Source organism: Duganella sp. AC237 (genome assembly GCF_979254035.1).
This window is the reverse complement of record NZ_CEEDEW010000003.1, coordinates 6,706,871-6,732,146: the sequence shown is the minus strand read 5'-3', so window position 1 is coordinate 6,732,146 and position 25,276 is coordinate 6,706,871. Positions and strand designations below refer to the sequence as shown.

The following is a 25,276-nucleotide window of genomic DNA, read 5'->3' as shown; positions in this document are numbered from 1 at the left end:
CGACAACGATGCCCGCATTCCGCTATGAAGCCGTCGACGCCGGCGGCGCCACCAAAAAAGGCGTGCTCAACTCCGACAGCGCGCGTTCGGCGCGCTCCGAGCTGCGCACGCTGGGGCTGGTGCCGCTGAAGGTCGACGCCATCGCCGCGCAGATCGACGCCGCCGGCGTGGCCAAGAGCCGCGGCTTCGGCGAACGGCTGTCGACCACCGAGCTGGCGCTGTTCACGCGCCAGCTGGCCAGTTTGCTCGAAGCCGGCCTGCCGCTGGAGCAAGCCTTCACCGCGCTGCTGGAACAGGCCGAGCGTCCTTACATGCGCGACCTGATCGCCTCGATCCGCTCGGAGGTGATCGGCGGCGCCGCGCTGTCGGACGTGCTGGGACGCCATCCGCGCGACTTCGCCGAGATCTACCGCGCGCTGGTCGCCTCGGGCGAACAGATCGGCCAACTGTCGCGCGTGCTGTCGCGCCTGGCCGACTACATCGAGCGTCGCAACGCGCTGGTGCAAAAGGTGCGGCTGGCCTTCACCTACCCGGCCATCGTCACCGTGGTGGCGTTCTCGATCGTGATCTTCCTGCTGACCTATGTGGTGCCGCAGATCGTTTCCGTGTTCGCCAACACCAAGCAGAAGCTGCCGGTGCTGACCATCGTCATGCTGGCCGTGTCCGACTTCGTGCGTAACTACGGCATCGTGGTCGCGATCCTGCTGGTGGGCGCGTGGTTCATGTGGCGCCGGGCGCTGCAGAACCCGGTGCTGAAGCGCCGCTGGCACACCTGGCTGCTGACGGCGCCGCTGTACGGCAAGTTCGAGCGCAGCCTGAACACGGCGCGCTTCGCCAGCACGCTGGCGATCACCACCGGTTCCGGCGTGCCGATTTTGCGCGCGCTGGAAACGAGCCGCGACACCTTGTCCAATGTCGCCATGAAGGAGCTGGTCGAGGAGGCAAGCGACGCCGTGCGCGAGGGCGTGAGCCTGGCGCGCTCGCTGTCGGCGCAAAAGCACTTTCCGCCGATGCTGATCCACATGATCCGCGCCGGCGAGATCACCGGCGAGCTGCCGGCGATGCTGGACCGCGCGGCCTCCGCGCAGGAGGCCGATCTGGAGCGGCGCACCCTGACCATCGCCGGCCTGCTGGAGCCGGCGCTGATCCTGGCGATGGGCGTGGTGGTGCTGCTGATCGTGCTGGCGGTGCTGATGCCTATCATCGAAATCAATCAGCTGGTACGCTGACAAGGGAAGTTATGAAGCATGAATCTATGAAGCGTTTGCCACTGGTCGGCAGCGTGCTGGCCGTGGTGCTGCTGTCGGTGTCGCTGGCGTACTGGGGTTTGCAGTTGTTCAAGCCGCCGCAGCGCGCGATCGCCGCGCCGCCGCCGCCGCCACCGATGGCGCTCAACCTGGACGCCGCCAAGGGCCTGTTCGGCGGCCAGATCTCGGTCGCCGCCGCCAGCAACTATCAGCTCAAGGGCGTGGTCGCTTCGAGCGGTGTCGGCAGCGCCGCCATCCTGGCGGTCGACAACAAGCCGGCGCTGGCGCTGGGCATCGGCAAGGAAGTGGTGCCGGGCGTGACCGTCAAGGAGGTGCATCCGAAGTATGTGCTGCTGTCCGAGGGCGGCGCCATCAAGCGCATCGATTTGCCGAGCGACGCCGGCGCCACCAGTTCGGCGGGGCCGGCCGGCGGCCAGCCGTACCAGTCGATGCAGCCGATCCAGCAGGGATCGCCACCGCCGGCGCCCGTGCCGCCGACACCGCCCGCCATGCAACCGGCTCCCGCGATGCAACCGGCGCCGGCGATGCAGCCAACGCCGCAGCAGCAACAGCAGCAACAGCAGCAACAGCAGCAACAGCAGCAGAATCCGCCACGCTCCAGCAGCTCATCGACCACCATCGCGCCCGTTCCCGGCTTCGACCGTCAACAATAAGAGAGGCTTATGGTTATCGCCCGCTCCCTGGCCGCAGCTGTTTGCTGCGGCTTTTTCTTGTCCATCGCCATGGTCGGCGCCTCGGCGCAGTCGCCCGTCCACCCGAACGCCGCCTCGGTGGCGCCGGCCGCCGCCCCGCCGCCGCCCGCCGATGCCGCGGCCAAGTCGCGTCCCAAGGTCGCGCTGGTGCTGTCCGGCGGCGGCGCGCGCGGCTTCGCCCACATCGGCGTGCTGCGCGCGCTGCAGGAGTTGCGCATCCCGGTCGATTTCGTCGTCGGCACCAGCATGGGCAGCGTGGTCGGCGGCGCCTTCGCCGCCGGCAGCTCGGTCGAGCAGCTCGAGCAACTGGTGCGCCGCACCGACTGGAACGCGGTGGTGGCGGACCGCCCGCCGCGCGACCAGCTGGTGTACCGCCGCCGCGAGGAGGATTTGCTGCTGCCGTCGCGCATCGAGCTGGGCGCCCGCATGGACGGCGTCACCCTGCCGCCGGCCGCCGCCGGCAACGAGGCGCTTGAGCTGGCGTTGACGCAGGTGCTGCCGCACGGCGCGCGCGACAAACCGGTCGATCTGCTGCAACTGCCGTTCCGCTCGGTCGCCTCGGACCTGGTCACCGGCGAGCTGGTGGAGCTGCGCGACACGCCGCTATTCCTGGCCATGCGCGCCTCGCTGGCGGTGCCGGGCGTGTTCGCGCCGGTGCGCGTCGGCCAGCGTTTGCTGGTCGACGGCGGCCTGGTGCGCAACCTGCCGGTCGACGTGGCGCGCGAGATGGGCGCCGACATCATCATCGCCGTCAACGTCGGCACCCCGCTGGCGCAGGAGAAGGAACTGGTCAGCGCGGTCAGCGTGGCGCAGCAGATGCTGCAGATACTGACCGAGCAGAACGTCCAGCGCTCGCTCAAGGAGCTGCGCCCCAGCGACATTTTGCTGGCGCCGGACCTGGGCGGCATCGGCTTCCTCGATTTCGGCAGCCACGACCGCGCGATGAAGGAGGGCGAGGCGGCGGTGCGGTCGATGAGCGACAAACTGGTGCAATTGGCGCTGCCGGAGGCGCAGTACGCCGCCTATGAAACCAGCCGCCTGTCGGCGCCGGTGCCGATCGACCAGCCGGTGCGGCTGGCCAAGCTGGAGGTGGCGCCGAGCGGACGCATCAACCCGCAGGCGCTGGCCGTGCAGTCGGGCCTCAAGGTCGGCCAAATGATCACTAGCGAACAGGCGCAGCGCGCCGGCAACCAGCTGTTCGGACGCGGCGACCTGGCGCGCGTGGAAACCGAGATCCGCGACGACCAGGACGGCCGCAGCGTATTGATCAAGCCGACCGAGGCCGACTGGGCGCGCAGCCGCCTGCGCATCGGCCTCGAATTGAACAGCGACTTCACCGACAACAACGCCTACGAGCTCAAGGTCATGCACGTGCTGTCCTCGCTCAACGACTGGGGCGCGGAGTTGCGCACGGTCGCGCGCGTGGGCACCGAGCGCGTCATCGGCACGCAGTGGTGGCAGCCGCTGGGGGCGGGGTCGCAGTGGTATGTGGCGCCCGAGTTGCAGTACGGCTCGTCGGCGTTCGACGTGTTCGATGCCTCCGGCTTCCGCCAGGCGCGCCTTGGCTACAATGCCAAGACCGTGTCGATGGCGCTGGGCCGCCAGTTGGGCAACTGGGGCGACTTGCGCTACACCGCGTCGCGGCAGACGGTCACGTCCCAGCGCACCATCCCGCACGACCCGCGCGAGGTGCGCGAGGCGCAAAACGTTAGCGCGCTGTCGTTCAATATCGACAGCCTGGACACGGTGGCGTTCCCCACGCGCGGCACCTTGTTCAATGTCGAATTGCAGCGGCTGATGACGCGCGGGCGCGACGGTCCGGTGCCGGCCCGGCAAAGCGTGCAGGCGTTGAAGGCGTTCAGCTTCGGCAGCTGGGCCGGCCATGTGTATGGCGAGTGGGCGCGCAACCAGGGCGGTGCGTCGCAATCGACCCTGGGCGGCTTCCTGCGGCTGTCGGGCACGACCACCGATTCGGTCATGGGCAGCCGCACGGTGCTGGGCCGTGTGGTGATGGCCAAGCGCATCGGCGTCATGCCAACCGCGCTGGGCGGCGACGTGCGGCTGGGCTTTTCGCTGGAGACCGGCGCCGCCTACGGGCCGGACAACCCGCTCAAGGTGGGATCGCTGAAGCACGCCGCCAGCGGCTTCGTGTCGGTGGATACGCGCTTCGGGCCGCTGTACTTCGGCTCCGGCGCCACCAAGTCGGGGGACAGCAGCATGTATCTGTTCCTGGGGCCGATCTGGTGACGGCCTGGGCCGGCTGAGGCGGCCCGGGCCAAGGCGAACTTACGACAGCAGTGCCCGCTGTGGAGAGGCGGTCAACGTCGGCGACGGCCGCCGGGGGGCCTTGCTTTGTACCGTCGCGCCCGCGTGCAGTTTAAAGACGCCGACCACCTCTGACAAGGTGTTGGCCTGCTCCTGCAGCGAACCGGCCGCCGCCGCCGCTTCCTCCACCAGCGCCGCGTTGGCCTGGGTCACGCCGTCCATCTCGGAAATCGCGGTGTTGATCTGTTCGATGCCCGCCGTCTGCTCGACGCTGGCCGAGGCGATTTCGGAGACGATGCCGCTCACCCGGGCGATCGAGTCGACGATGTCTGCCATCGTCGCGCCGGCCTGGTCGACCAGCCTGGCGCCGGCGTCGACCTGCTCGACCGAATCGTCGATCAGGGTCTTGATTTCCTTAGCCGCCGCCGCCGAGCGCTGCGCCAGGTTGCGCACCTCCGACGCCACCACCGCGAAGCCGCGCCCCTGCTCGCCGGCGCGCGCGGCCTCGACCGCCGCGTTCAGCGCCAGGATGTTGGTCTGGAAGGCGATGCCGTCGATGACGCCGATGATGTCGACGATTTTTTTCGACGACGCGTTGATCGACGCCATCGTATTGACCACCTGGGCCACCACCGAGCCGCCTTGGGCCGCGACGCCCGACGCCGAGATCGCCAACTGGTTGGCCTGGCGCGCGCTGTCGGCGTTTTGCTTGACGGTGCTGGTCAGCTCTTCCATCGACGACGCCGTTTCCTCCAGCGCGCTGGCCTGCTGTTCGGTGCGCGACGACAGGTCGAGGTTGCCGGTGGCGATTTCGGTCGCGCCGGCGTTGATGGAATCGGTGCAGTCGCGCACCTGGCCGACCACTTGCACCAGGCTGTCGCGCATGGTCTTCATCGCATGCATGACGCTGCCGCCGTCGCCGGCCTTGACGCGGACATCGACCATCAGGTCGCAGTTGGCGATGCGCCCGGCGATATCGCTGACCTCGCCGGGCTCGCCGCCGAGTTGTTTGAGCAGGCCGCGCGTGATCCACACGGTGAGCCCGCCGGCCAGGGTGAGGGCGACGAGCAGCAGCGCCGTAATCGCCCGCACGCTGCCGACGTGGCGCGCTTGCGCGATTGCGTGCACGTCTTTGACCGCGCCATTGTTATAGGTGGCCAGCGCGTCGATCTTTTTGCCCAATTCATCGAAGGACTTGCCGGACACCTCGCGCGCCTGCGTCGCCAGATCGGCGTTGGCCTGGCCGAGGCTGGCGCGGGCGCTGGTCAGGGTTTTCGCGTGTTCGGCATAATACAGCTCGATTTGCCGGGTCAGATCGGCAAACGCTGCGCGCTCCGCATCGTTGTCGATACGGCGGGCGTAGTCCTGCACATTCTTCTGCACTTCGGCACGGTATTCCTGGGCGGCTTTTTCCTCGTCCTGGAGCTGTTTTTCATTTTGCGCAAGTGTATAGTTGAGTTCGCTTTCGCGGACATTATTCATGTCGTCATTAATATCGTTGATGATATTCATGCTCGGCAGCGCATCCTCCACCAGGCTGGTTTCAACATCGCTCATATTGTTCAGCTGATAAATCGCGAAAATGCCGATGATCACGCTTATGACGAGCCCGCTTCCAGCGATCATCCCGATACGCTTGCCGACCGATAAACTGGTAATTGAAATCACAATAATCCTTTCCGCTTGATATGAATGAATGAGTATGCTTTTAAAAAGCAAGTTTTAAACCGATGGTCGCCTGCCGGCTATGGATGCCGTTGAATTGCGCGCCGATGGAAGTATCGAAAACCAGGCGATCCGGAACAACGGTCCAGCGAGCGGCGAGCTGCGCCCATGGCGCCGCCCTGTCGTCACCGAAGATTTCGCCCATCAGGTCGACCGGGCCGGCGGCGTTGCGCCGCTCCAGCGCCAGCGCCCAGATCGTTTTGCCGCCATGGGAAGACGGCGTGCGGACCCAGCCGGCATTGGCGTGGGCCAGCCAGTGGCCGTGCGGCACGCTGAGCACCGCCTTGATTTCCGTCGCTTCGTGGCGCATGTGGTCGACGTGGTTGCCGCCAAGCACCGAATAGGCGATGGCGATGCCGGCCTGCTGGTCCGTCAGCGCGCGCAGCGCGGTTTTCCCGCTGACCGCCGCGATCGTCACATGGCCGGGATAGGTTTTTTCCCTGCCGGCGCCGGCATTGATTTGCGTATCAAAACCGGTGCCACAGCCTAATTGCCCCCATTGCAGGTTGAGTCGGGGCCGGCCAAGACGTGCGATATAGCCTTCCAGTTCACACGCGCCCGCGTCCAGGACCGCGGCATCTTCCGTTACCAGCGGACGCCCGGCCCAAGCCGCCGGCGCGTGCAACGAGAACGCTGCAAGCGCGGCCGCGCACAAAGCGATGCGCGCCGATTTCAAGAATATAAATAATATCTGAGTGTTATTCTTGAACATATAAAAAATTGAAAATTTATGCAAGATGGCCATGCCGTTAATTACCGGCTTAATGCCATCCAATCTGCAAGTTAATGATGTGGCGATGCGCCTTCGAATAAAGCGAAGGTACAGGATCAGTTGCAGGTTTTAAATAAATTTCTTGCGGGATTTATTTAATCGACATTGGAACGGCGATATTTTGTAGGGGTGGAGCAACATCTGGGATGCAGGGAAGGTCAGCCGGCAGTCGAGCCCGGCTGAGCGCGTGAAGCGCGGTAAGGGGAAGGATGGGGTCAGCCCTTGGCGGGCGCCCGCCGCAGCGCCGTGAAGGCGGCGAATTCCCATGAGCGGAAGCCGACCAGCAGCGTGAAGCCGTCGCGCTCCTGCGGCGCCAGCTTGCGGTCGCCCTGGTGCAGCCGCGCCAGTTCGCCGGCCAGCTGCTGGATGCGGCCGACCAGCTCCTGCGCGCTCGGCAGCGACAGCCGCGCGGGCAGGCACAGCAAGGTTTCACCGGCGCCGTCGAAGCTGCCGCCGAAATAGTCGTTGACCGCGTGCTCGCGGAAAAATTGCTGCACCGGGCCGTCCGGCAGCCATCTAAAGGCGTTCGACACGCGCAGGCGGTAGCGGTTCATCGGTTTGAGTTCGATCACGCCAAGGCGGTCCAGCTCGGCCAGCAGCATGATGCATTCGGGTTCGGTCAGGTCGTAGGTTTCCAGCACCTGCTCCAGGGTCCAGTGGCCGAGGCAGCAGATCGCCATCAGCAGCAGATGCGGCTGCGCCAGCAGCGATTTTTCCTGGGTCAGGGTCAGCGCGTCGGTCTGCGGCGTGGCGTCGGCGGCGCCGCGCAGCACGTCCTCCATCGCCACCCCGGCCGCCTTGCAGATCTGCGCCAGCCGCGACAGCGACATGTCCTGCTGACCGAACATGCGCTTGACGCTCGATTCGCTCATCGCGATGCGCTCGGCAAGCATTTTGTAGGTGACGCCGGCGGCCCGCATCTGGGTCCGCAGTACCTGCAACAGCAATTCCGGTGAACTCATGGATACCTTGACAAATCGGCTAGACAGCACGCGAAAGGTATCGTAGCACGGTACTTGCCGTGCTGAAAAGTAGTTCTTGGAACAATCAATTAGTACAACGGGAGGATGTGGAGGACGATGGCGTCATTCCCCGAGAGCGGGCGCCACCACAGGCGCCCGTCGACGGTTTCACAGATCTGCCCACAGCGCTATTTCACAGATCTTCCGGGTCCGGTTTGAGCTTGGCCTTGGCCAGCAGCCGCTTGGCGGCCTGGCGCTCGGAGGCCACCGGTTTGGCGTGCGGACCGGCGCCGCCGGCGCGCGCCTTGGCCGCCAGCGCCACCGGATTGCGCGGCGGCTTTTGCGACGGTTCGACGCGGATCGTCATCTTCTGCCGCGTCGACAAGGCCTTGTTCGCCATTGCCGCCCCTTCTTACAACACGTAGCGCGACAGGTCTTCGTTGACCGCCAGCGCGTCGAGCCGCTCGTTGACGTAGGCCGCGTCGATGGTGATGACCTTGCCGCCGTCCTCGCTGGCGGTGTACGACAGTTCCTCCAGCAGCTTTTCCATCACCGTGTACAGCCGGCGCGCGCCGATGTTCTCGGTGCGCTCGTTAACCGAGTAGGCGATCTCCGCCAGGCGCGTGATGCCCTCCGGCGCGAACTCGATCTTGACGTTCTCGGTCGCCAGCAGCGCCTCGTACTGCTTGGTCAGGCAGGCGTCGGTGCTGGTGAGGATGCGCTCGAAATCGGCGATCGACAGCGACTCCAGTTCGACCCGGATCGGGAAGCGGCCCTGCAGCTCCGGGATCAGGTCGGACGGCTTGGCCAGGTGGAAGGCGCCCGACGCGATGAACAGGATGTGGTCGGTGCGGATCATGCCGTACTTGGTGTTGACGGTGGTGCCCTCGACCAGCGGCAGCAGGTCGCGCTGCACGCCGGCGCGCGAGACGTCGGCGCCGCCCACTTCCGAGCGCGAGGCGATCTTGTCAATCTCGTCGAGGAAGACGATGCCGTTCTGCTCGACGTTCTGGATGGCCTTCTGCTTCATCTCATCGTCGTTGACCAGCTTGGCGGCTTCCTCGTCGATGAGGAACTTCATCGCCTCCTTGATCTTGACCTTGCGCGCCTTTTTGCGGGCGCCGCCGATGCCCGAGAACATCGACTTGATCTGCTCGGTCATTTCCTCCATGCCGGGCGGGGCCATGATTTCCATCTGCGGGCCGGCCTCGGCCAGTTCCAGCTCGATCTCTTTATCGTCGAGCTCGCCCTGGCGCAGGCGCTTGCGGAAGGTCTGGCGCGTGGCGTCGCCGGCCTGCGGCGCGTCCGACGGCGTCGATTGGTGGAAGCCGAAGTCGCGCGCCGGCGGCAGCAGGATGTCGATCACGCGGTCCTCGGCGGCGTCCTCGGCGCGGGCGCGCACCTTGGCCATCTCGGCCGAACGGGTTTGCTTGACGCCGATGTCGATCAGGTCGCGGATGATGGTGTCGACGTCGCGGCCCACGTAGCCGACCTCGGTGAACTTGGTGGCCTCGATCTTGATGAACGGCGCGTCGGCCAGCTTGGCCAGGCGGCGCGCGATCTCGGTCTTGCCGACGCCCGTCGGGCCGATCATCAGGATGTTCTTGGGCGTGATCTCGTGGCGCAGCGGCTCCTCGACCTGCTGGCGGCGCCAGCGGTTGCGCAGCGCGATGGCGACCGCCTTCTTGGCCTTGCCCTGGCCGACCACGTGCTTGTCGAGTTCGCCGACGATTTCATGGGGAGTCATGTTCATGCTGGTTCCAGTGTTTCAACGATGTGATTCAAGTTGGTGTAGATGCACAGCTGCCCCGCGATGGTCAGTGACTTTTTGACAATCTCGGCAGGCGACAGTTCCGTGTTTTCCACCAAAGCCTTGGCGGCGGACTGGGCGTAGGTGCCGCCCGAACCGATGGCGCCGACGCCGTCCTCGGGCTCGAGCACGTCGCCGTTGCCGGTGATCACCAGGGTCGACTCGTGGTCGGCCACCAGCAGCATCGCCTCCAGGCGGCGCAGCACGCGGTCGGTGCGCCAGTCCTTGGCCAGTTCGACCGAGGCGCGCAGCAGATTGCCCTGGTGTTTTTCCAGCTTGCCTTCAAAGCGGTCGAGCAGGGTGAAAGCATCGGCGGTGCCGCCGGCGAAGCCGACCAGGACCTTGCCCTGGTAGACCTTGCGCACCTTGCGGGCCGTGCCCTTCATGACGATGTTGCCCAACGTGACCTGGCCGTCGCCGCCGAGGGCGACGTCTTTGCCGCGGCGCACGCACAGGATGGTGGTACCGTGAAATTGTTCCATATTGACCTCAAAGTAATGACGCGAACTGCTTCAAGACTGAAAAGTGGGGCTGGAAAGCGGAATTGCAAGTTAGTACAAAACCAGTACTTATGCCTAGTACTTATGCGGATAGAGCCGGGCGATGTCGCCGTAGCCGAGTAATCTTAACAGGGCCGTGACCAGATGGTTCACGTCGCGGAATTCGATTTTGCGGCCCCCGGTGGCGAGCGGCTGCAGGCAGGCGTGCAGGCCGATGGCGGCCGGGTAGTCGATGCGCAGCAGCCGCGAGCAATCGAACACGATGGCCTGGTATTGCCCGGCGTAGTGCGCGATGGCCGGCAGCAGCGGGCCGAGCTGGCTTTCCATGATTGGCGGCAACATGAAACGGTCGGGCGACGCCGGCGCCCGCTGGGCCGGCGCCATCGCCACCTGGTGCGGGGCGGCGAACGACGGCGGCGACACCTCGAAGGTGACGCAATAATCCATGGCGGTTTCCTCGAATTCCTTTTCGCGGTTGAGCAGTTGCAGCAGTTCGAGCAGCAGCAGCCACGGCCCTTCGGTGTCGTCGGGGCGGCCGATGGCGATGCCGGCGCGGATCTGCGCGGCCAGTTCGGCCGCGCCCACCAGGATCAGTTCGCGCCGGCGGTCCTGTAGGCGGCGCAGCGTGTCGAGCAGCAGCCAGCAGGCCGTGGCTTCGATGTCGGTGACGCGGTGGAATTCCAGCCGCAGCACCGGATGCGCGTCGGCCAGCCGCAGCAGGTCCTCGAGCCGGCCGGCGATGTGCTCGCCGAGCACGCCGCTGAAGGTGGTGGTGGGCGTCACGCCGGCCCAGCCGGGCGAGGCGGCCGCCAGCCCGGCCGCCGCGCTCCACGACGGCGGCGAGGTTTCGAAGGTGGTGACGTAATCGATGGCCAGGTTGTCGAAGCGCTCGCGCCGGCCGTCGGCCTGGTACAGGTCGAACAGCATCCACCAGACGGTGCGGTCCTGGCTGGCGCCGACGCTGTCGGTCAGCATCTGCTCTGCGGCCGCGCTCTGGCCGTTGGCGTAGAGGATGGCGATTTCCTCGACCACCGGCGCGGTCTGCGCCGCCACCGCCGCCTCCGGCAAGTCGTCGTCGCCCAGCAGCACGGTGGTGGGGAGGTCGGCCGGCGCCTCGGTGTCGGGGCCGCCGTCGTTGCCGGTGCTGGCGGGTTTGGCGGGTTCGGATGAGGGGGCGGATTTGGGCGCGCGCGGGCCGCTGCCCCAGGCCGGTTCCGGCTGGTTGAAGATGTCGAACGCCATCGCCGATTCGATGGCGTCGATTTTCATGGCGGTGGCGCGGGCGATCTCGCGCTGGCGCGCCTGCTGGTGCTGGCGCGCGGTTTCGCTGTTGGCGGCCAGCCGCGCGGCGTCGTCGTCGCCAAGCGGGTCCGGCGCCTGGTCCGGACGCGGCGGATCGGGTTTTTTGAATAGCGAAAACAGTCCCACGCTTTCCTCGTTGTCGTCGGCGCTGGCCGTGTCAGCTTAGTGTAGCGGAAGGGAAAGGGGTTTTCGTGTTACGGATGGGAAGGGTGCGTAGAAGCAGGCAAAAAAAACACGTAAAAAAGCACGCGGCGAGCGCGTGCTTTCTGGCTTGGCGGCGGCCGGCCGCAGGGGCCGGCCGGCGGGATCAGTCGCCGTACAGTTTTTGTTTCAGTTCGCGGCGCTGTTGCGCTTCCAGCGACAGGGTGGCGGTCGGACGGGCGATCAGGCGCGGGATGCCGATCGGCTCGCCGGTTTCCTCGCACCAGCCATAGTCGCCGCCGTCGATGGCGACGATCGACTGCTGGACTTTTTTCAGCAGCTTGCGCTCGCGGTCGCGGGTGCGCAGTTCCAGCGCGTGTTCCTCTTCGATCGTGGCGCGGTCGGCCGGGTCCGGTACGAGCACGGTTTCGCGCAGGTGTTCGGTGGTTTCGCCGGCGTTTTTCAGCAGCTCTTTTTCAAGGGCTTGCAGCTTTGCTTTGAAAAATGCCATTTGCGCCGGATTCATGTAATCCTTTTCATCCATCTTCAGAATTTCTTCTTCGGTCAGGACGCGGTCGGCGGCGGCGGGGGTCGATTTATTAGTTTTGGTCATAACTTCGCTTACCTTCGATACGACAGAGTTTTCAAATTAATCAGCCCGGATTTCGTGGCGCTTGCTGTGACAGTTTAGTGACAAATTGCCATCCCCACAAAACCCGGATAGTTTATACCAGACATTGTTCCAAACCGCTAATAAAGATGTCTTTTGGCAGATTTTTACCAATAAACACCATTTTGCTGCCGCGAACGTCGTTTTCTCCCCATTTCGCGCCCAGATCGCTGCCCATGATCTGGTGCACGCCCTGGAACACCACCTTGCGGTCGGCGCCCTGCATCAACAATACGCCTTTGTAGCGCAGCATGCGAGGACCATAGACATTTACCAGCCCGCCAAGGAATTCGTCCAGCTTGGCGGTGTCGAACGGGCGTGTACTTTTGAACACAAACGCGGCGATGTCATCGCTGTGGTGGCCGTGATGGTGGTTGTGGTCGTGGCCTTCATGGCCGTGATCGTGGCCGCAGTGCTCGTCGTGCACATGGTCGTCGTCGTGGGCCTGGTCGGTCGCCAGGAAATCGGGGTCCAGCTCCAGCTTGTCGTTCAGGTTGAAGCCTTTGAGGTCCAGCACGTCGCTCAGCGGGGCGCGGCCGAAATCGGCCTTGCCGATCGGTGCGCGCGGATTGATGCGCTTGAGGCGGGCGGTCAGGGTCGCCAGCTCGTCCTCGGTGACCAGGTCGGTCTTGGAGAGCAGCATCTTGTCGGCGAACCCGACCTGGCGCTGTGCTTCCTCGTGCTGGTCCAGCTGGTCCATCGCGTGGCGGGCATCGACCACGGTGACCACCGCATCGAGCATGTAGTGAGTGCCAACTTCTTCGTCGACGAAGAAGGTCTGCGCCACAGGTCCCGGATTGGCCAGGCCGGTGGTCTCGATGACCACGCGGTCGAAGTGGAGCTCGCCCGCGGCGCGCTTTTGCGCCAGGCCGGTCAGCGCCACGATCAGGTCGCCGCGCACCGTACAGCAGATGCAGCCGTTGTTCATTTCGACGATCTGTTCGCCGCTATCCTGGACCAGGATTTCGTTGTCAATGTTTTCCTGCCCGAACTCGTTCTCGATGACGGCGATGCGCATGCCGTGCTGTTCTTGCAAGATGCGATTGAGCAACGTGGTCTTGCCGGCGCCAAGGAAGCCGGTCAGGATGGTGGTGGGGATCAATTCCATGTTCAAGCAGCCTGAGTCTGGTGGTCGGGAACCCTATATGGGGCTCTACAGCAAAAATGCAATCGGCCGATTATGCCGGAATTTCAATTGTGCCAGCAATTGGTCCGATTGAGCGGCGTCAGTACGGACTGGATTTAGACGCTGTTGCGCCGCTATTTCACCTTGGCGCGCGGGTGGGCCTTGTCGTAGACCTCGGCCAGATGCTGGAAATCGAGCGCCGTATAGACCTGCGTCGAGCTGATGCTCGAATGGCCCAGCATTTCCTGCACCGCCCGCAGGTCGCCCGACGATTGCAGCACGTGCGAGGCGAAGGAATGGCGCAGCATGTGCGGATGCACGTGCACCGGGGCGCCGCCGGCCACGCCGTGGGCCTGCAAACGCTGCTGGATCACGCGCGGCGAGACCCGGGTGCCCCGGGTGCTGACAAACAGCGCGTTGCCGCCGTCGACCGGCGCCGGGCGCACGGCAATCCACGCCGCCAGCGCCTCGAGCGCGGCGGCGCCCACCGGCACCACGCGGCGCTTGTCGCCCTTGCCGGTGACGATCACTTCGCGGTTGTCGAGGTCGACCCAGCCCAGCGCCGCCTTGCCGGCGGTCAGGTCGAGGCCGGCCAGTTCGGACACGCGCAGGCCGCTGGAATACAACAGTTCGAACATCGCGCGGTTGCACAGGTCGGCAGGTTCCAAGCCGGCGCCGGCGCGCGGCGTGGGCGGCGCCACCAGCCGCACCGCGTCGTCGACCGCCAGTGCGCGCGGCAATGTCTTGGCGCGTTTGGGCGCGCGCACCCCTTGGACCGGGTTGGCGGACAGCGCGATCCGGTCGCCGAGCCAGCCGAAAAATCCGCGCCAACTGGACAGTTTGCGCGCGATAGAGCGCGGATCGAGGTCTTTTGCGTGCAGTTTGGCGGTCAGCCGGCGGATCAGGAAATGATCGATCGCCTGCCAGTCGTGGCCGTCCGACAGCGCGGCCAGTTCCTGCAAGTCGCGCGCGTAGGCGGCGGTGGTGTGCCCCGAGAGCTTGCGCTCGGTGCGCAAATAGCCGAGGTAGGCGTCGATCCAGGCCAGCTTGCTGTCCGGTTCGGCGCCCATGGTGTCGCCCCTCAGGCCAGCAGCCAGGCCAGCGCGGTGCTGGAGGTTTCGCCGATGTGGACCAGGAAGTCGGTCGCCATCAGCGAGGTGAAGCGCGCCGGGTCGGCCGAGCCCAGGATCAGCAGGCCGAAGGCGTTCTTGTTGCCCGGCTTGCGCAGCGGGATGATCACGGTGGAGGTGATGCCGGTGGCGTCGTCGAGCCAGCGCACCGCCTCGAAATCCTTGTTGGTGCCGCAGTAGGGCGCCATCAGGCTGTTGGCGAACAGGCGCGCGTCCTCGGTCACGCCTTTGACGAACCATTCGCCGTCGTACTCGCGCTCGGTGTCCCAGATGCGCAACGTCACCTGCGGCACGTCGAACGCCGACTTCAGGCCGCTGACCACCGAGTGTGGCATGGAGCCCACATCTTCGGCCTCCAGCAGCACCTTGGTCCAGCGGTGGAATTTGTTGGCGATGGCTTCGTTTTCGGAAGCCAGGCGCATCAGGTTGCTCATGCGCAGTTCCAGCGCCTTGTACTTATCGCGCATCACTTCCATCTGCCGCTCCTGCAGCGAGACGGCGCGGCCGGTGATGGGGCTGGCCAGTTTGATTTCACCGAGCAAGTCAGCGTGTTCTTCGAAGAAGTGCGGGTGGTCTGTCAGGTACTGCGCGACAAGTGTGGAATCCAGTGGGACGGTCATGGGTGCTCTATCTGCAAAGTTGGGGCTAGTCACACATTTTAACCGACGCGCGGCGTTGTACTAAACGAAAAGCACGCGAAAAAAAACGGACAAGGTTGCCCTTGTCCGTATCCCCAACGTCACACCAGCGGTTCTTGCCGACCGCGAGGTTTAGAAGTTGTGATGTATGCCGAGACTGTAGAAATTAAACGTCGCGGCAGGGGTGATTTTTTTGCGGGCCGCATCGACGTACAGATAGGTGCGGGCCGACAGGTTGTAGTCGTAACCGATCGAGACCTGTTTGGTCTTGGCGATGTTCGGATTGTTGGCCTGGTTGTCCGGCTTTTTCTGACCGTAACCGGCGCGTATCATGCCGGCGCCGATGGTGTAGTTGGCGCCGACCAGCCATGCCTTGGTTTCAGGATTGATCAGCACGCTTTCTTCCTGGTCCTGCTTTTGGTAGGAGCCCATCAGCTTCAAGTCCGGGATCGGCTTGAACGATGCGCCGACCGACCACAGCTTGGTGTCGACGGCGTTGCGCTCGTAGGCGCCGTAGGCGGCGAACGGGCCGCTGGTAGCGGTGGCGCTCAGCGAGTACGGCACTGCGGCGGCCTTGCTATTGGCCGGGAACTGCGGCGCCAGCGTGGTGCCGCGGCCGATGATGACCGGGTTGTTGTTGGCTTCCTTGGAGGCCACCGTGGCGTTCAGCTGGAAGATGCCGGCGATCACGGGGGTGTTATAGAACACGGCATTGGAGAAGCGGTTGGCCGAGTTGCCGGCCGCGCTCAGCGGATCGCTGGTGTAACCGGCCACTTGCAGGTCGGTCTGGTAGCCGGCCGTGGCCGGCATGCCTGCCCACGGCTCGAAGGCGGTGCTGGTTTCCTGGAACGCGGTCAGGCCGCGGCCGATGCGCACCGTGCCGAAGCCGCCCTGCAGGCCGACCCGGCTCTGGCCCTGGAACAGGGGACGGGTGGTGTTTTCGATCACGCCGGTGTCCGGCTCGTAGCGGATCTCCAGCTGGAACAGGGCCTTGAGGCCGTTGCCCAGGTCCTCGACGCCGCGGAAACCCAGCTTGTTGTTGTCGCGTTTGCCAACCATGGTGGAGGTGTTGCCGGAGTTGGTGCGCTTGGAAAGGCCTGCATCCAGAGTGCCATAAATGGCGACGGACGATTGCGCGGATGCAGCGCCGAACGCGCCCATGAGTGCCACGGTCACTAAAGATTTTTTGATCATTTGAGTTATTCCTTTTCAGAGAAAATCGTACAAAGGTCTAATGCTTTCCGGCCGCTTCATGTTCCCCGGTTGGATCGAACCTTAAAGGCTGACCGCTACAAACGCGCTGGAATGGTCGGCTATGGCGGCTTGTTTGTGTCAAAAGCAGGTGAATCGCGGCTTCCTGTTGTATTTTCGAAACGCTCGACCGGTGCTCCGTCAGCCGCCCGCTTGGCCCTTGCCGTTACAGGGTCTAACCTGCTGTTTGTGCATTATTTCTTTTCATGAAAGCATCAAAACAGTTCCAGCGTACAGGGGCGGCAGGGGGTTCGAGCTTGTGGCAGATCAAGCGCCCGCGCATTATGTCTAGGGTGTGGCGTCGATGGCACGCTACACTTGAAGGCTCATGGTGACCCGGCCGCCCGGCAACGGCGCCGCTGCACCGCCCGCTTCGATAAATCACATTCATAGTGAGACGATGGCAAATCGAGAAGAGTTAGGGATCATACGGGGCGCCCGCGCCGGAGACGCGGTCTGCCAGTTAGCGTTGGGGAAGCTGTATCTGTTTGGTGGCGCCAGTCTTCCGTTGAGCTTGCCGACGGCGCTGCACTGGCTCAATCGCGCCGCGCTGCAGGACCAGGATGAAGCCTGGATGCTGATCGGCAGCTACGTCCCCTTCGAACACGCACAACATTGCCTTCCAGCCGTGCTGTCCTGGTACGACCGCGCGTATGACGCCGGTGTCCAGCAAGCCGGTGTGGTGCTGGCGCAACTGGTGCTGAACCAGTCGGCGCCGCCCGACGCCGCCCAGCTTCCCCATCACGCCCAGCTGCGCGACAAGGCGCTGCAGGCGCTCGACACGGCCGCCCGCTCCGGCTCGGTGGAGGCGCAGTGGCTGCTGGCCCAGCAGGGCGGCGTGCCGGCGGCCAACGCGGCGCAGGCGTCGGCGCCGCCGTCCGCGCGCGCCGGCCGCGGCCCGCGCCCGCCTGCCAACCGGACCGGTGCGCGTCCGCCGTGGGCGCATACGGCCGACTACGGCATGGCGGCCCACTATGCGATGCTCGACGAGGCCTGGCATGGCGACCGCGACGTGTTTTTACAACGCGCGATGCCGCCGCTGCGCAAGTTGCTGGCCGAGGCACCGTGCGACGCCGAGGCGGCGCGGGCGGCCGACTGGCCGCTCGGCCCGCAACAACTGACGTTGCTTTCGCGCTGCGCCAGCCTGCTCGACAGCGCGCGGGGGTGCGAGGCCGGGTATGAGGCCGGATACGCGGCCGGATACCAGGCCGAACTGCGGCAATGCCGCGAGCTGGCCGCACACGGTGGCGAGCGCTGCGCGCAGCTGGCGCTGGGGCTGTGGTTCGCGCGCATGGACAGCGAGGGCAAGCGGCAAACCAGGGGCATCGCCGCCGTCAACTTCAAGCGGGCGATACGCTGGCTGACCCTGGCCGGCGAGCAGGGCCTGGCCGACGCCTGGTTCGCGTTGTCGCGCATTTATCTGAAGCCGGAATTCTCGCAGCGTTGCGTGGCCGAAGCGCAAGCCTATCTGGAGCGGGCGGCGGAGATGGGGCATTGCGGCGCCCAGCTCGAATGCGGCATGTATGCCTGGCGCAACCGCCGCAACGACGAGAACAGCGACGTGCGCGCGGTCTACTGGCTGCAAAAGGCGGCGGCGCAGGGCTGCGACGAGGCCGACGCGGCATTGGAGCGGATCGCGCACTCGCCCAAGGAGTCGGGCTGGACGGAAAGCATCGCCGGCTGCGTCACGCGCGAGCTGACGGTCAGCCAGCCATTGCTGGCGGCGCGGCTGGAGCTGGCCGAGTTGTTTGGATTGAGCCGGGCCGAAGCGCTGCTGCTCGATGTCAAGGCGGCCGACCAGGGGCATTGCCTGGTGGTCGATATCCGCGCCAGCTACGGGCGCAGCAAGCGGCGTTTGATTTTGCTGCGCACCGCCCGCGAGCGCCAGGCGCTGGACCGCATCAGCCGCCTGTTCGACGCGGTCGATGGCGGGCCGGATGGCCCGGAAGGCAATTACCGCCAGCGCTTGTACCGGCTCAAGACGTGGCTGCCGGCGGCCGATGGCGACGATTTATTGGCCGCGTAATTAAATTTCCATCTCGCCTTCGAACACCGTCACGGCCGGGCCTGTCAACAGCACCGGCTGGCCTTCGCCCGCCCAGCTGATCGACAACTGGCCGCCGCGCGCGTCGACCCGCACCGGGCTGTCGAGCAGGCCGCGCGCAATGCCGGCCACCGCCGCCGCGCAGGCGCCGGTGCCGCAGGCCAGCGTCTCGCCGACGCCGCGCTCGAACACGCGCAGCTTGATGTGGCCGCGATCGACGATCTGCATGAAGCCGGCGTTGACCCGGTTCGGGAAACGCGGATGGTGCTCGATCAGCGGACCGGTCAGCTCCACCGGCGCCGCGTCGACGTCGTCGACCACCTGCACCGCGTGCGGATTGCCCATCGACACGGCCGAGATCAGCACGCTTTCCTTGGCGCCCGCGAGCTCCAGCACCAGCGGCCACAAGGTGGCGCCGCCGTGGCGTTCACCCTGCAAGCCTTCGGCGTCGAACGGCACGCGCGGCGCGTCCAACACCGGCGGGCCCATGTCCACGGTGATGCTGCCGTCGGCCTCGAGCCGCGGCGCGATCACGCCGGCCCTGGTTTCCACCTTGATGCTCTGCTTGTCGGTCAGCCCTTTTTCCGAGACGAACTTGACGAAGGCGCGCGAGCCGTTGCCGCACTGTTCCACTTCGCCGCCGTCGGCGTTGAAGATGCGGTAGCGGAAATCGACGTCCGGCTGGACGGACTTTTCCACCAGCAGGATCTGGTCGGCGCCGACGCCGAAGCGGCGGTCGCCCAGCAGCTTCCATTGCGCCGCCGTCAGGTCGATCTGCTGGTTGATGCCGTCGATGACCACGAAGTCATTGCCGGCGCCGTGCATTTTGGTGAATTTGAGTTTCATCGTCGGTCTTCTACTTGGAAGTTTGATAGAGCGAGGGCTCGCCGTTGGGCCGCGTCTTGAAGCGCTTATGCGTCCAGAAATACTCCGACGGCGCTTCGCGCACCCTTTCCTCGATGAACTCGTTCATGCGGCGGGTGGCGGCGACCATGTCGGGACCGGGGTAATTGTCCCACACCGGATAGAACTTCACACAATAACCTTGATAGTTTGGCAGGAAGGTGGCGATCACTGGCATCACCTGGGCGCCGGTGGTGGCGGCGATGCGCGCGGTGGCGGTCAACGTGGCCGCCTGGATGCCGAAGAATGGCACGAACTCGGCATCTTTTTCGCCGAAGTCCATGTCCGGCAGCATGAAGTAGGGCAGCTTGTCGCGCAAGGCCCGCAGGATGGGCTTGATGCCGTCCTGGCGGGTGAACAGCTTGACCGGCTTGAAGCGGGCGCGGCCGGCGCGCAGCACCTTGTCGAAGGCGGTGTTCTTTTGCTGCACATACATCGACGAGGCGCTCGCCACCATCGCGATCGAGGCGCCGGCCACGTCCAGGCAGACGAAGTGCGGGCACAGCAGGATGGTCGGCCGGGCCGTCATCTCTTCCACCGGCACCGGACCGGGTTCGACCCGGATCAGGCGCCGCAGCCGGGCCTCCGAGGCCCACCACAGGATGCCGCGCTCCCACACGCTGCGCGAGTACGCCTGGAAATGGCCGCGCGCGATGTCGATCCGTTCGGCCTCGCTCAGCTCCGGCATGCACAGGCGCAGATTGGTCAGCGCGATGTGGCGGCGCGAACGCAGGGTCATGAACAACAGACTGCCGGTGAGCTTGCCGACACGGCCCAGCAGCGGCAGCGGCAGCCAATGCAGCAGCCACATCAATCCTAACAGCAGCTTCATGCCTGTTCTCCCGCCGCGACCGGCGCGTCGATACCGGCCGGTACCTTGTAGCGGTTGTAGCTCCAATAATATTGCTCGGGATTGCGGGCGATCAGCCGCTCCATGGCGGCGTTGATGGCGCGGGCCTGCTCGGCCGTGCTACCGGCCAGCGAGCCGTCGAACGGCACGAAGCGCACGATAAATCCTTTGCCGCCGGGCAGGCGCTCGGCGTAGGTGACGATGATGGTGGCGTCGCCCATCTGCGCCAGCTTGGCCGGCAGGGTCATGGTGTAGGCGCTGCGGCCGAAGAAATCGGCCCACACGCCTTCGCCCTCCTGCGGCACCTGGTCGGGCAGCACGCCGATCGGCTTGCCTTTCTTAAGGAACTTGGCCAGCATGCGCACGCCGGACATATTGGCCGGCGCCAGCAGCAGGTTCTTGCGCGCGCGCGCGCCCTCGACCAGCGGCTTGAGCGCCGCCTGTTTGGGCGGGCGGTACATCACCATCAGCTCGGTGCGCAGCGCGATTTCCTGCGCGACGATCTCGAAACAGCCCAAGTGTGGCGTCAGGAACACGATCCCGCGTCCCGCGTCGAGCTCCGTTTGCACCAACTCCCAGTTCTCGGCCTGCGCCAGGCGCGACACCCGCGCGGGGGACGCGCACCAGACAAATGGTAGCTCGACGATACTTTTTCCGGCCTCGGCGATGGCAGCCGACAGGTGGCCCGAATAGCCCGCAAGGGCCATGTTCTCGCGCATACGCCGACGATGCGAGGGAGAACACAGATAAACCAGCCAGCCCAACCCGGCGCCCACCGCGTGCAGCAGCGGCAGCGGAAAGATCGATAAAAAGCGGAATAGATAAACAAGCATGAAGTTAAATCGTCAATATGGAGGAGTGTTCGGCTGCTATTGCTCTAGCCAAAATTTTTTTAAGAAGCGTAAAATACCACGTATGCACTACCCGCTGAGTTAATAGACAACTTGCGAAGCGGAATATAAATATCGCTAAAGCGTCGCAAGCCGTATTGGGTGAGCGACAACCATTCTCAACCAGTAGCAGGAGCTTGCGATGTCAAACGATTATCTTTTCACTTCCGAATCCGTCTCGGAAGGCCATCCCGACAAGGTCGCCGACCAAATCTCGGACGCCATTCTGGACGCCATCCTCGAGCAGGACCCGAAGGCGCGCGTCGCCGCCGAAACGCTGTGCAACACCGGCCTGGTCGTGCTGGCCGGCGAAATCACCACGCACGCCAACGTTGATTATATTCAAGTTGCGCGCGAAACCATCAAGCGCATCGGCTACGACAACACCGACTACGGCATCGACTACCGCGGTTGCGCGGTGCTGGTGGCCTACGACAAGCAGTCGCCGGACATCGCCCAGGGCGTGGACGAAGGCGCCGGTATCGACCTCGACCAGGGCGCCGGCGACCAGGGCCTGATGTTCGGCTACGCCTGCGACGAGACGGCCGAGCTGATGCCGGCCGCCATCCACTACGCGCACCGCCTGGTCGAGCGCCAGTCGCAGCTGCGCAAGGACGGCCGCCTGCCATGGCTGCGCCCGGATGCCAAATCGCAAGTTACGCTGCGTTACGTCAACGGCCGTCCGGTCGCGGTCGACACCGTCGTGCTGTCGACCCAGCACGCGCCGGAAATGCAGCACAAGCAGATCGAAGAGGCGGTGATCGAAGAGATCATCAAGCAGGTGCTGCCGCGCGAATGGCTCGCCGAAACCAAATACCTGGTCAACCCGACCGGCCGCTTCGTCATCGGCGGCCCGCAGGGCGACTGCGGCCTGACCGGCCGCAAGATCATTGTCGACACCTACGGCGGCGCCAGCCCGCACGGCGGCGGCGCCTTCTCCGGCAAGGATCCGACGAAAGTGGACCGTTCGGCCGCCTACGCCGCGCGCTACGTCGCCAAGAACGTCGTCGCCGCCGGCCTGGCGCGCCAATGCCAGGTGCAGGTCAGCTACGCCATCGGCGTGGCCCGTCCGATCAACATCACGGTCTACACCGAAGGCACGGGCGTCATCCCCGACGACAAGATCGCCGCGCTGGTGATGGAGCACTTCGACCTGCGTCCGAAAGGCATCGTGCAGATGCTCGACCTGCTGCGTCCGATCTACGCCAAGACCGCCGCCTACGGCCACTTCGGCCGCGAAGAGCCGGAATTCACGTGGGAGCGCACCGACAAGGCCGCGATCCTGCGCGACGCCGCCGGCCTGAAATAAAGCAACTCCGGGGTCAAGTCTGACATTCAGACACAAGCTCTACCGTGGAAGGTATCTACGCTAGAGGCCGTGTCCGATTGACAGACTTGACCCCGAAGCTGGGGGTTACTCCCCGGATTGTAGTGTTGCTTGAACCTCGCTTGACCCACCTTATTTGGCGTGGCGTGTGTGCTGCGCGCCAAGGTGGTGCTAAAATGCACCTTCCGAGGAGCGCTGCGACGAATTCATTTTTGCCAGGCTCGGAATCTGCAACCGCGCTCACGTTACTTTTTTCTAACTGAAAGGAGGGCGTGATGAACGCCGTACTCAAATCCGCACAAGACTACCTGGTCGCCGATATTTCCCTGGCTTCCTGGGGTGACAAAGAAATCCGCATCGCCGAAACCGAAATGCCAGGCTTGATGGCGATCCGCGAGGAATTCGCCGCCGCCCAGCCGCTCAAGGGCGCGCGCATCACCGGTTCGCTGCACATGACCATCCAGACCGCCGTGCTGATCCAGACGCTCGAAGCGCTGGGCGCCAAGGTGCGTTGGGCTTCGTGCAACATCTACTCGACCCAGGACCACGCCGCCGCCGCCATCGCCGCCGCCGGCACGCCGGTGTTCGCCATCAAGGGCGAAACGCTGGACGAATACTGGGACTACACCCACCGCATCTTCGAGTGGCCCGCCGACGCCGCCGGCAACGCCGTCTACTCCAACATGATTCTCGACGACGGCGGCGACGCCACGTTGCTGCTGCACCTGGGCGCGCGCGCCGAAAAAGACATCTCGGTGCTGGCTTCGCCAAATTCGGAAGAAGAAATCTGCCTGTTCAACGCCATCAAGGCGCACCTGGCGATCGACCCGAGCTGGTACTCCAAGCGTTTGCCGCAAATCATGGGCGTGACCGAGGAAACCACCACCGGCGTGCACCGCCTGTACCAGATGCACAAAGAGGGCAAGCTGGCCTTCCCGGCGATCAACGTCAACGATTCCGTCACCAAGTCGAAGTTCGACAACCTGTACGGTTGCCGCGAGTCGCTGGTCGACGGCATCAAGCGCGCCACCGACGTCATGATCGCAGGCAAGGTCGCCGTCATCGCCGGTTACGGTGACGTCGGCAAGGGCTCGGCCCAGGCCATGCGCGCGCTGTCGGCGCAGGTGTGGGTCACCGAAATCGATCCGATCTGCGCGCTGCAGGCGGCGATGGAAGGCTACCGCGTCGTGACCATGGACTATGCCGCCGAACACGGCGACATTTTCGTCACCTGCACCGGCAACTATCACATCCTGACCGAGAAGCACATGCTGGCCATGAAGGACCAGGCCATCGTCTGCAACATCGGCCACTTCGACAACGAGATCGACGTCGCCGCCCTGAAGAAGTACACCTGGGAAAATATCAAGCCGCAGGTCGACCACGTCATCTTCCCGTCGGGCAAACGTATCATCCTGCTGGCCGAAGGCCGCCTGGTGAACCTGGGCTGCGGCACCGGCCACCCGTCGTACGTGATGAGCTCGTCGTTCGCGAACCAGACCATCGCCCAGATCGAGCTGTTCGCCAACACCGACAAGTACCCGGTCGGCGTCTACGTGCTGCCGAAGCACCTGGACGAAAAAGTGGCGCGCCTGCAGTTGAAGAAACTGAACGCCCAGCTGACCGTGCTGACCGAAGAGCAAGCGGCCTACATCGGCGTGACGCAGGAAGGTCCGTACAAGCCGGACCACTACCGTTATTAATCTGACGGTGTGATGCGGGGCCGGCGCGTGCCGGCCCTGTTTTATTGAGCTAATTTTTTTGCAGCGAGACTTAGTTATGCGTCTGGTCCTTACCTGGTTAATCAATGCGGTTGCCCTGCTGGCAATTCCGTACCTCATGCATTCCGTCGATGTCACAAGCATAGGCGCAGCCCTCGTCGCGGCTTTCGTGTTAGCCCTCGTAAACACGCTGATCCGCCCCGTGCTGTTGCTGTTGACCTTGCCCGTGACCATGCTGTCGCTGGGACTGTTTATCTTTGTCATCAACGGCTTCATGTTCTGGCTGGTGGCGCAATTCGTCGATGGTTTCCACGTCGACAGCTTCCTGTCGGCGATCGGTGGCGCACTGTTGTACAGCGTGATTTCCTGGGCTCTGTCTACCTTACTTTTGAAGAACGCAGATGACTAGTCATAATTTCAGTATCGAATTCTTTCCGCCGAAAACAGCGGAAGGCGCGGAAAAGCTGCGCGCCACGCGCGCCAAGCTGTCCGAACTGAAACCCAAATATTTTTCCGTGACCTTCGGCGCCGGCGGCAGCACGCAGCGCGGCACGCTGGACACGGTGGTCGAGATCCTGGCCGCCGGCGAGGATGCCGCGCCGCACCTGTCGTGCGTGGGCGGCACGCGCGAGTCGATCCGCGCCATCCTTGCCGAATTCAAGTCGCACAACATCAAGCGCATCGTCGCGCTGCGCGGCGACCTGCCGAGCGGCTACGGCGCGTCCGGCGAATTCCGCTACGCCAACGAGCTGGTGGAGTTCATCCGCCAGGAGACCGGCGAGTGGTTCCACATCGAAGTGGCGGCCTATCCGGAGGTCCACCCGCAGGCCAAGTCGCCGCAGGACGACCTGCTGGCGTTCGAGCGCAAGGTCAAGGCCGGCGCCAACGCCGCCATCACGCAGTACTTCTACAACGCCGACGCCTACTTCCAGTTCGTCGACCAGACCCGCAAGATGGGCATCGACGTGCCGATCGTGGCCGGCATCATGCCGATCACGAACTACACGCAGCTGATGCGCTTTTCCGACATGTGCGGCGCCGAGATACCGCGCTGGGTGCGATTGAAGCTGGCCAGCTACGGCGACGACACCGCGTCGATCAAGGCCTTCGGCCTCGATGTCGTGTCGCAGCTGTGCGAGCGCCTGCTGGCCGGCGGCGCGCCGGGCCTGCACTTCTACAGCATGAACCAGGCCGCGGCGACAACCGCGCTTTGGCAACGGCTGGTGTGACAGTCGGCGCATACGCGTAACCCGCAAACCGACGCGGGGTCATACCCCAAGGGGTACGAC

The 25,276-nt window shown here is 64.7% G+C and carries 23 protein-coding genes and 1 riboswitch; of the genes, 8 read left to right on the top strand and 15 right to left on the bottom strand.

Going from position 1 to position 25,276, the window contains the following annotated elements; all coding sequences use genetic code 11:
* Positions 1–8: 8 nt before the first annotated feature.
* The 3 genes from gspF to AC0IYS_RS29660 are packed head-to-tail and all read left to right on the top strand — an operon-like array spanning position 9 to position 4,207.
* Positions 9–1,229, top strand: a complete 1,221-nt coding sequence (gene gspF, locus AC0IYS_RS29670; RefSeq protein WP_471708540.1) for a type II secretion system inner membrane protein GspF — start codon at positions 9–11, stop codon at positions 1,227–1,229.
* 26 nt (positions 1,230–1,255) lie between these two features.
* Positions 1,256–1,921: a type II secretion system protein N gene (locus tag AC0IYS_RS29665; RefSeq protein WP_471708539.1), complete on the top strand. Its 666-nt coding sequence runs from the start codon at positions 1,256–1,258 to the stop codon at positions 1,919–1,921.
* A 9-nt stretch (positions 1,922–1,930) separates the two neighbouring features.
* Complete coding sequence (locus AC0IYS_RS29660; protein ID WP_471708538.1) at positions 1,931–4,207, top strand: patatin-like phospholipase family protein; 2,277 nt, start codon at positions 1,931–1,933, stop codon at positions 4,205–4,207.
* Positions 4,208–4,246: 39 nt separating this feature from the next.
* Here the strand turns inward: AC0IYS_RS29660 and AC0IYS_RS29655 are convergent, their stop codons facing one another.
* The 12 genes from AC0IYS_RS29655 to AC0IYS_RS29600 all read right to left on the bottom strand — a co-directional run bounded on the left by AC0IYS_RS29655 (position 4,247) and on the right by AC0IYS_RS29600 (position 16,195).
* The gene (locus AC0IYS_RS29655; RefSeq protein ID WP_471708537.1) at positions 4,247–5,893 is read right to left on the bottom strand and encodes a methyl-accepting chemotaxis protein; all 1,647 of its coding nucleotides are present in this window, start codon (positions 5,891–5,893) and stop codon (positions 4,247–4,249) included.
* Between the two features lie 40 nt (positions 5,894–5,933).
* Entirely contained in the window at positions 5,934–6,695 is a 762-nt protein-coding gene (locus AC0IYS_RS29650) for a hypothetical protein (RefSeq protein WP_471708536.1), read from the bottom strand.
* A 242-nt stretch (positions 6,696–6,937) separates the two neighbouring features.
* Positions 6,938–7,684 carry a helix-turn-helix domain-containing protein gene (locus AC0IYS_RS29645; protein ID WP_471708534.1) on the bottom strand — a complete coding sequence of 249 codons (747 nt, stop codon included), beginning with the start codon at positions 7,682–7,684 and terminating at the stop codon, positions 6,938–6,940.
* A gap of 193 nt (positions 7,685–7,877) precedes the next feature.
* Positions 7,878–8,084: a hypothetical protein gene (locus AC0IYS_RS29640; protein ID WP_471708533.1), complete on the bottom strand. Its 207-nt coding sequence runs from the start codon at positions 8,082–8,084 to the stop codon at positions 7,878–7,880.
* Positions 8,085–8,096: 12 nt separating this feature from the next.
* On the bottom strand, positions 8,097–9,437 hold the full coding sequence (hslU, locus tag AC0IYS_RS29635; protein ID WP_471708532.1) for an ATP-dependent protease ATPase subunit HslU: 1,341 nt from the start codon (positions 9,435–9,437) through the stop codon (positions 8,097–8,099).
* Positions 9,434–9,976 carry an ATP-dependent protease subunit HslV gene (gene hslV / locus AC0IYS_RS29630; RefSeq protein WP_090325589.1) on the bottom strand — a complete coding sequence of 181 codons (543 nt, stop codon included), beginning with the start codon at positions 9,974–9,976 and terminating at the stop codon, positions 9,434–9,436. Before hslV ends, hslU begins: the two co-directional genes overlap by 4 nt.
* Before the next feature lie 93 nt (positions 9,977–10,069).
* On the bottom strand, positions 10,070–11,422 hold the full coding sequence (locus AC0IYS_RS29625; RefSeq protein WP_471708531.1) for an STAS domain-containing protein: 1,353 nt from the start codon (positions 11,420–11,422) through the stop codon (positions 10,070–10,072).
* A 181-nt stretch (positions 11,423–11,603) separates the two neighbouring features.
* Positions 11,604–12,050: an RNA polymerase-binding protein DksA gene (dksA, locus tag AC0IYS_RS29620; RefSeq protein WP_090325594.1), complete on the bottom strand. Its 447-nt coding sequence runs from the start codon at positions 12,048–12,050 to the stop codon at positions 11,604–11,606.
* Between the two features lie 112 nt (positions 12,051–12,162).
* The gene (locus AC0IYS_RS29615; protein WP_471708530.1) at positions 12,163–13,215 is read right to left on the bottom strand and encodes a CobW family GTP-binding protein; all 1,053 of its coding nucleotides are present in this window, start codon (positions 13,213–13,215) and stop codon (positions 12,163–12,165) included.
* A 152-nt stretch (positions 13,216–13,367) separates the two neighbouring features.
* On the bottom strand, positions 13,368–14,303 hold the full coding sequence (locus tag AC0IYS_RS29610) for a tyrosine recombinase XerC (protein WP_471708528.1): 936 nt from the start codon (positions 14,301–14,303) through the stop codon (positions 13,368–13,370).
* 11 nt (positions 14,304–14,314) lie between these two features.
* On the bottom strand, positions 14,315–14,983 hold the full coding sequence (locus AC0IYS_RS29605; protein ID WP_471708527.1) for a DUF484 family protein: 669 nt from the start codon (positions 14,981–14,983) through the stop codon (positions 14,315–14,317).
* 150 nt (positions 14,984–15,133) lie between these two features.
* Positions 15,134–16,195: a porin gene (locus AC0IYS_RS29600; RefSeq protein WP_471708526.1), complete on the bottom strand. Its 1,062-nt coding sequence runs from the start codon at positions 16,193–16,195 to the stop codon at positions 15,134–15,136.
* Positions 16,196–16,652: 457 nt separating this feature from the next.
* On the opposite strand from AC0IYS_RS29600, the gene AC0IYS_RS29595 reads away from it, so the two are divergent.
* Positions 16,653–18,278 carry a tetratricopeptide repeat protein gene (locus tag AC0IYS_RS29595; protein ID WP_471708525.1) on the top strand — a complete coding sequence of 542 codons (1,626 nt, stop codon included), beginning with the start codon at positions 16,653–16,655 and terminating at the stop codon, positions 18,276–18,278.
* On the opposite strand, the gene dapF is transcribed toward AC0IYS_RS29595, so the two are convergent.
* Genes dapF through AC0IYS_RS29580 form a run of 3 tightly spaced genes read right to left on the bottom strand, consistent with a single transcriptional unit; the run spans position 18,279 to position 20,882 of the window.
* Complete coding sequence (dapF, locus tag AC0IYS_RS29590; protein ID WP_471708524.1) at positions 18,279–19,142, bottom strand: diaminopimelate epimerase; 864 nt, start codon at positions 19,140–19,142, stop codon at positions 18,279–18,281.
* 10 nt (positions 19,143–19,152) lie between these two features.
* Positions 19,153–20,031: an LpxL/LpxP family acyltransferase gene (locus AC0IYS_RS29585; protein ID WP_471708523.1), complete on the bottom strand. Its 879-nt coding sequence runs from the start codon at positions 20,029–20,031 to the stop codon at positions 19,153–19,155.
* Entirely contained in the window at positions 20,028–20,882 is an 855-nt protein-coding gene (locus AC0IYS_RS29580) for a lysophospholipid acyltransferase family protein (protein WP_471708522.1), read from the bottom strand. Before AC0IYS_RS29580 ends, AC0IYS_RS29585 begins: the two co-directional genes overlap by 4 nt.
* A 199-nt stretch (positions 20,883–21,081) precedes the next feature.
* On the opposite strand from AC0IYS_RS29580, the gene metK reads away from it, so the two are divergent.
* The 4 genes from metK to metF all read left to right on the top strand — a co-directional run bounded on the left by metK (position 21,082) and on the right by metF (position 25,216).
* Complete coding sequence (gene metK, locus AC0IYS_RS29575; RefSeq protein ID WP_471708521.1) at positions 21,082–22,248, top strand: methionine adenosyltransferase; 1,167 nt, start codon at positions 21,082–21,084, stop codon at positions 22,246–22,248.
* A 199-nt stretch (positions 22,249–22,447) separates the two neighbouring features.
* A riboswitch (S-adenosyl-L-homocysteine riboswitch) is annotated at positions 22,448–22,515 on the top strand.
* A gap of 26 nt (positions 22,516–22,541) precedes the next feature.
* Positions 22,542–23,969 (top strand): adenosylhomocysteinase, encoded by a 1,428-nt coding sequence (gene ahcY / locus AC0IYS_RS29570; protein ID WP_471708520.1) that lies wholly within the window; start codon positions 22,542–22,544, stop codon positions 23,967–23,969.
* A gap of 76 nt (positions 23,970–24,045) precedes the next feature.
* Entirely contained in the window at positions 24,046–24,396 is a 351-nt protein-coding gene (locus AC0IYS_RS29565) for a phage holin family protein (RefSeq protein WP_471708519.1), read from the top strand.
* Entirely contained in the window at positions 24,389–25,216 is an 828-nt protein-coding gene (gene metF, locus AC0IYS_RS29560; protein WP_471708518.1) for a methylenetetrahydrofolate reductase [NAD(P)H], read from the top strand. Before AC0IYS_RS29565 ends, metF begins: the two co-directional genes overlap by 8 nt.
* Positions 25,217–25,276: the final 60 nt, after the last annotated feature.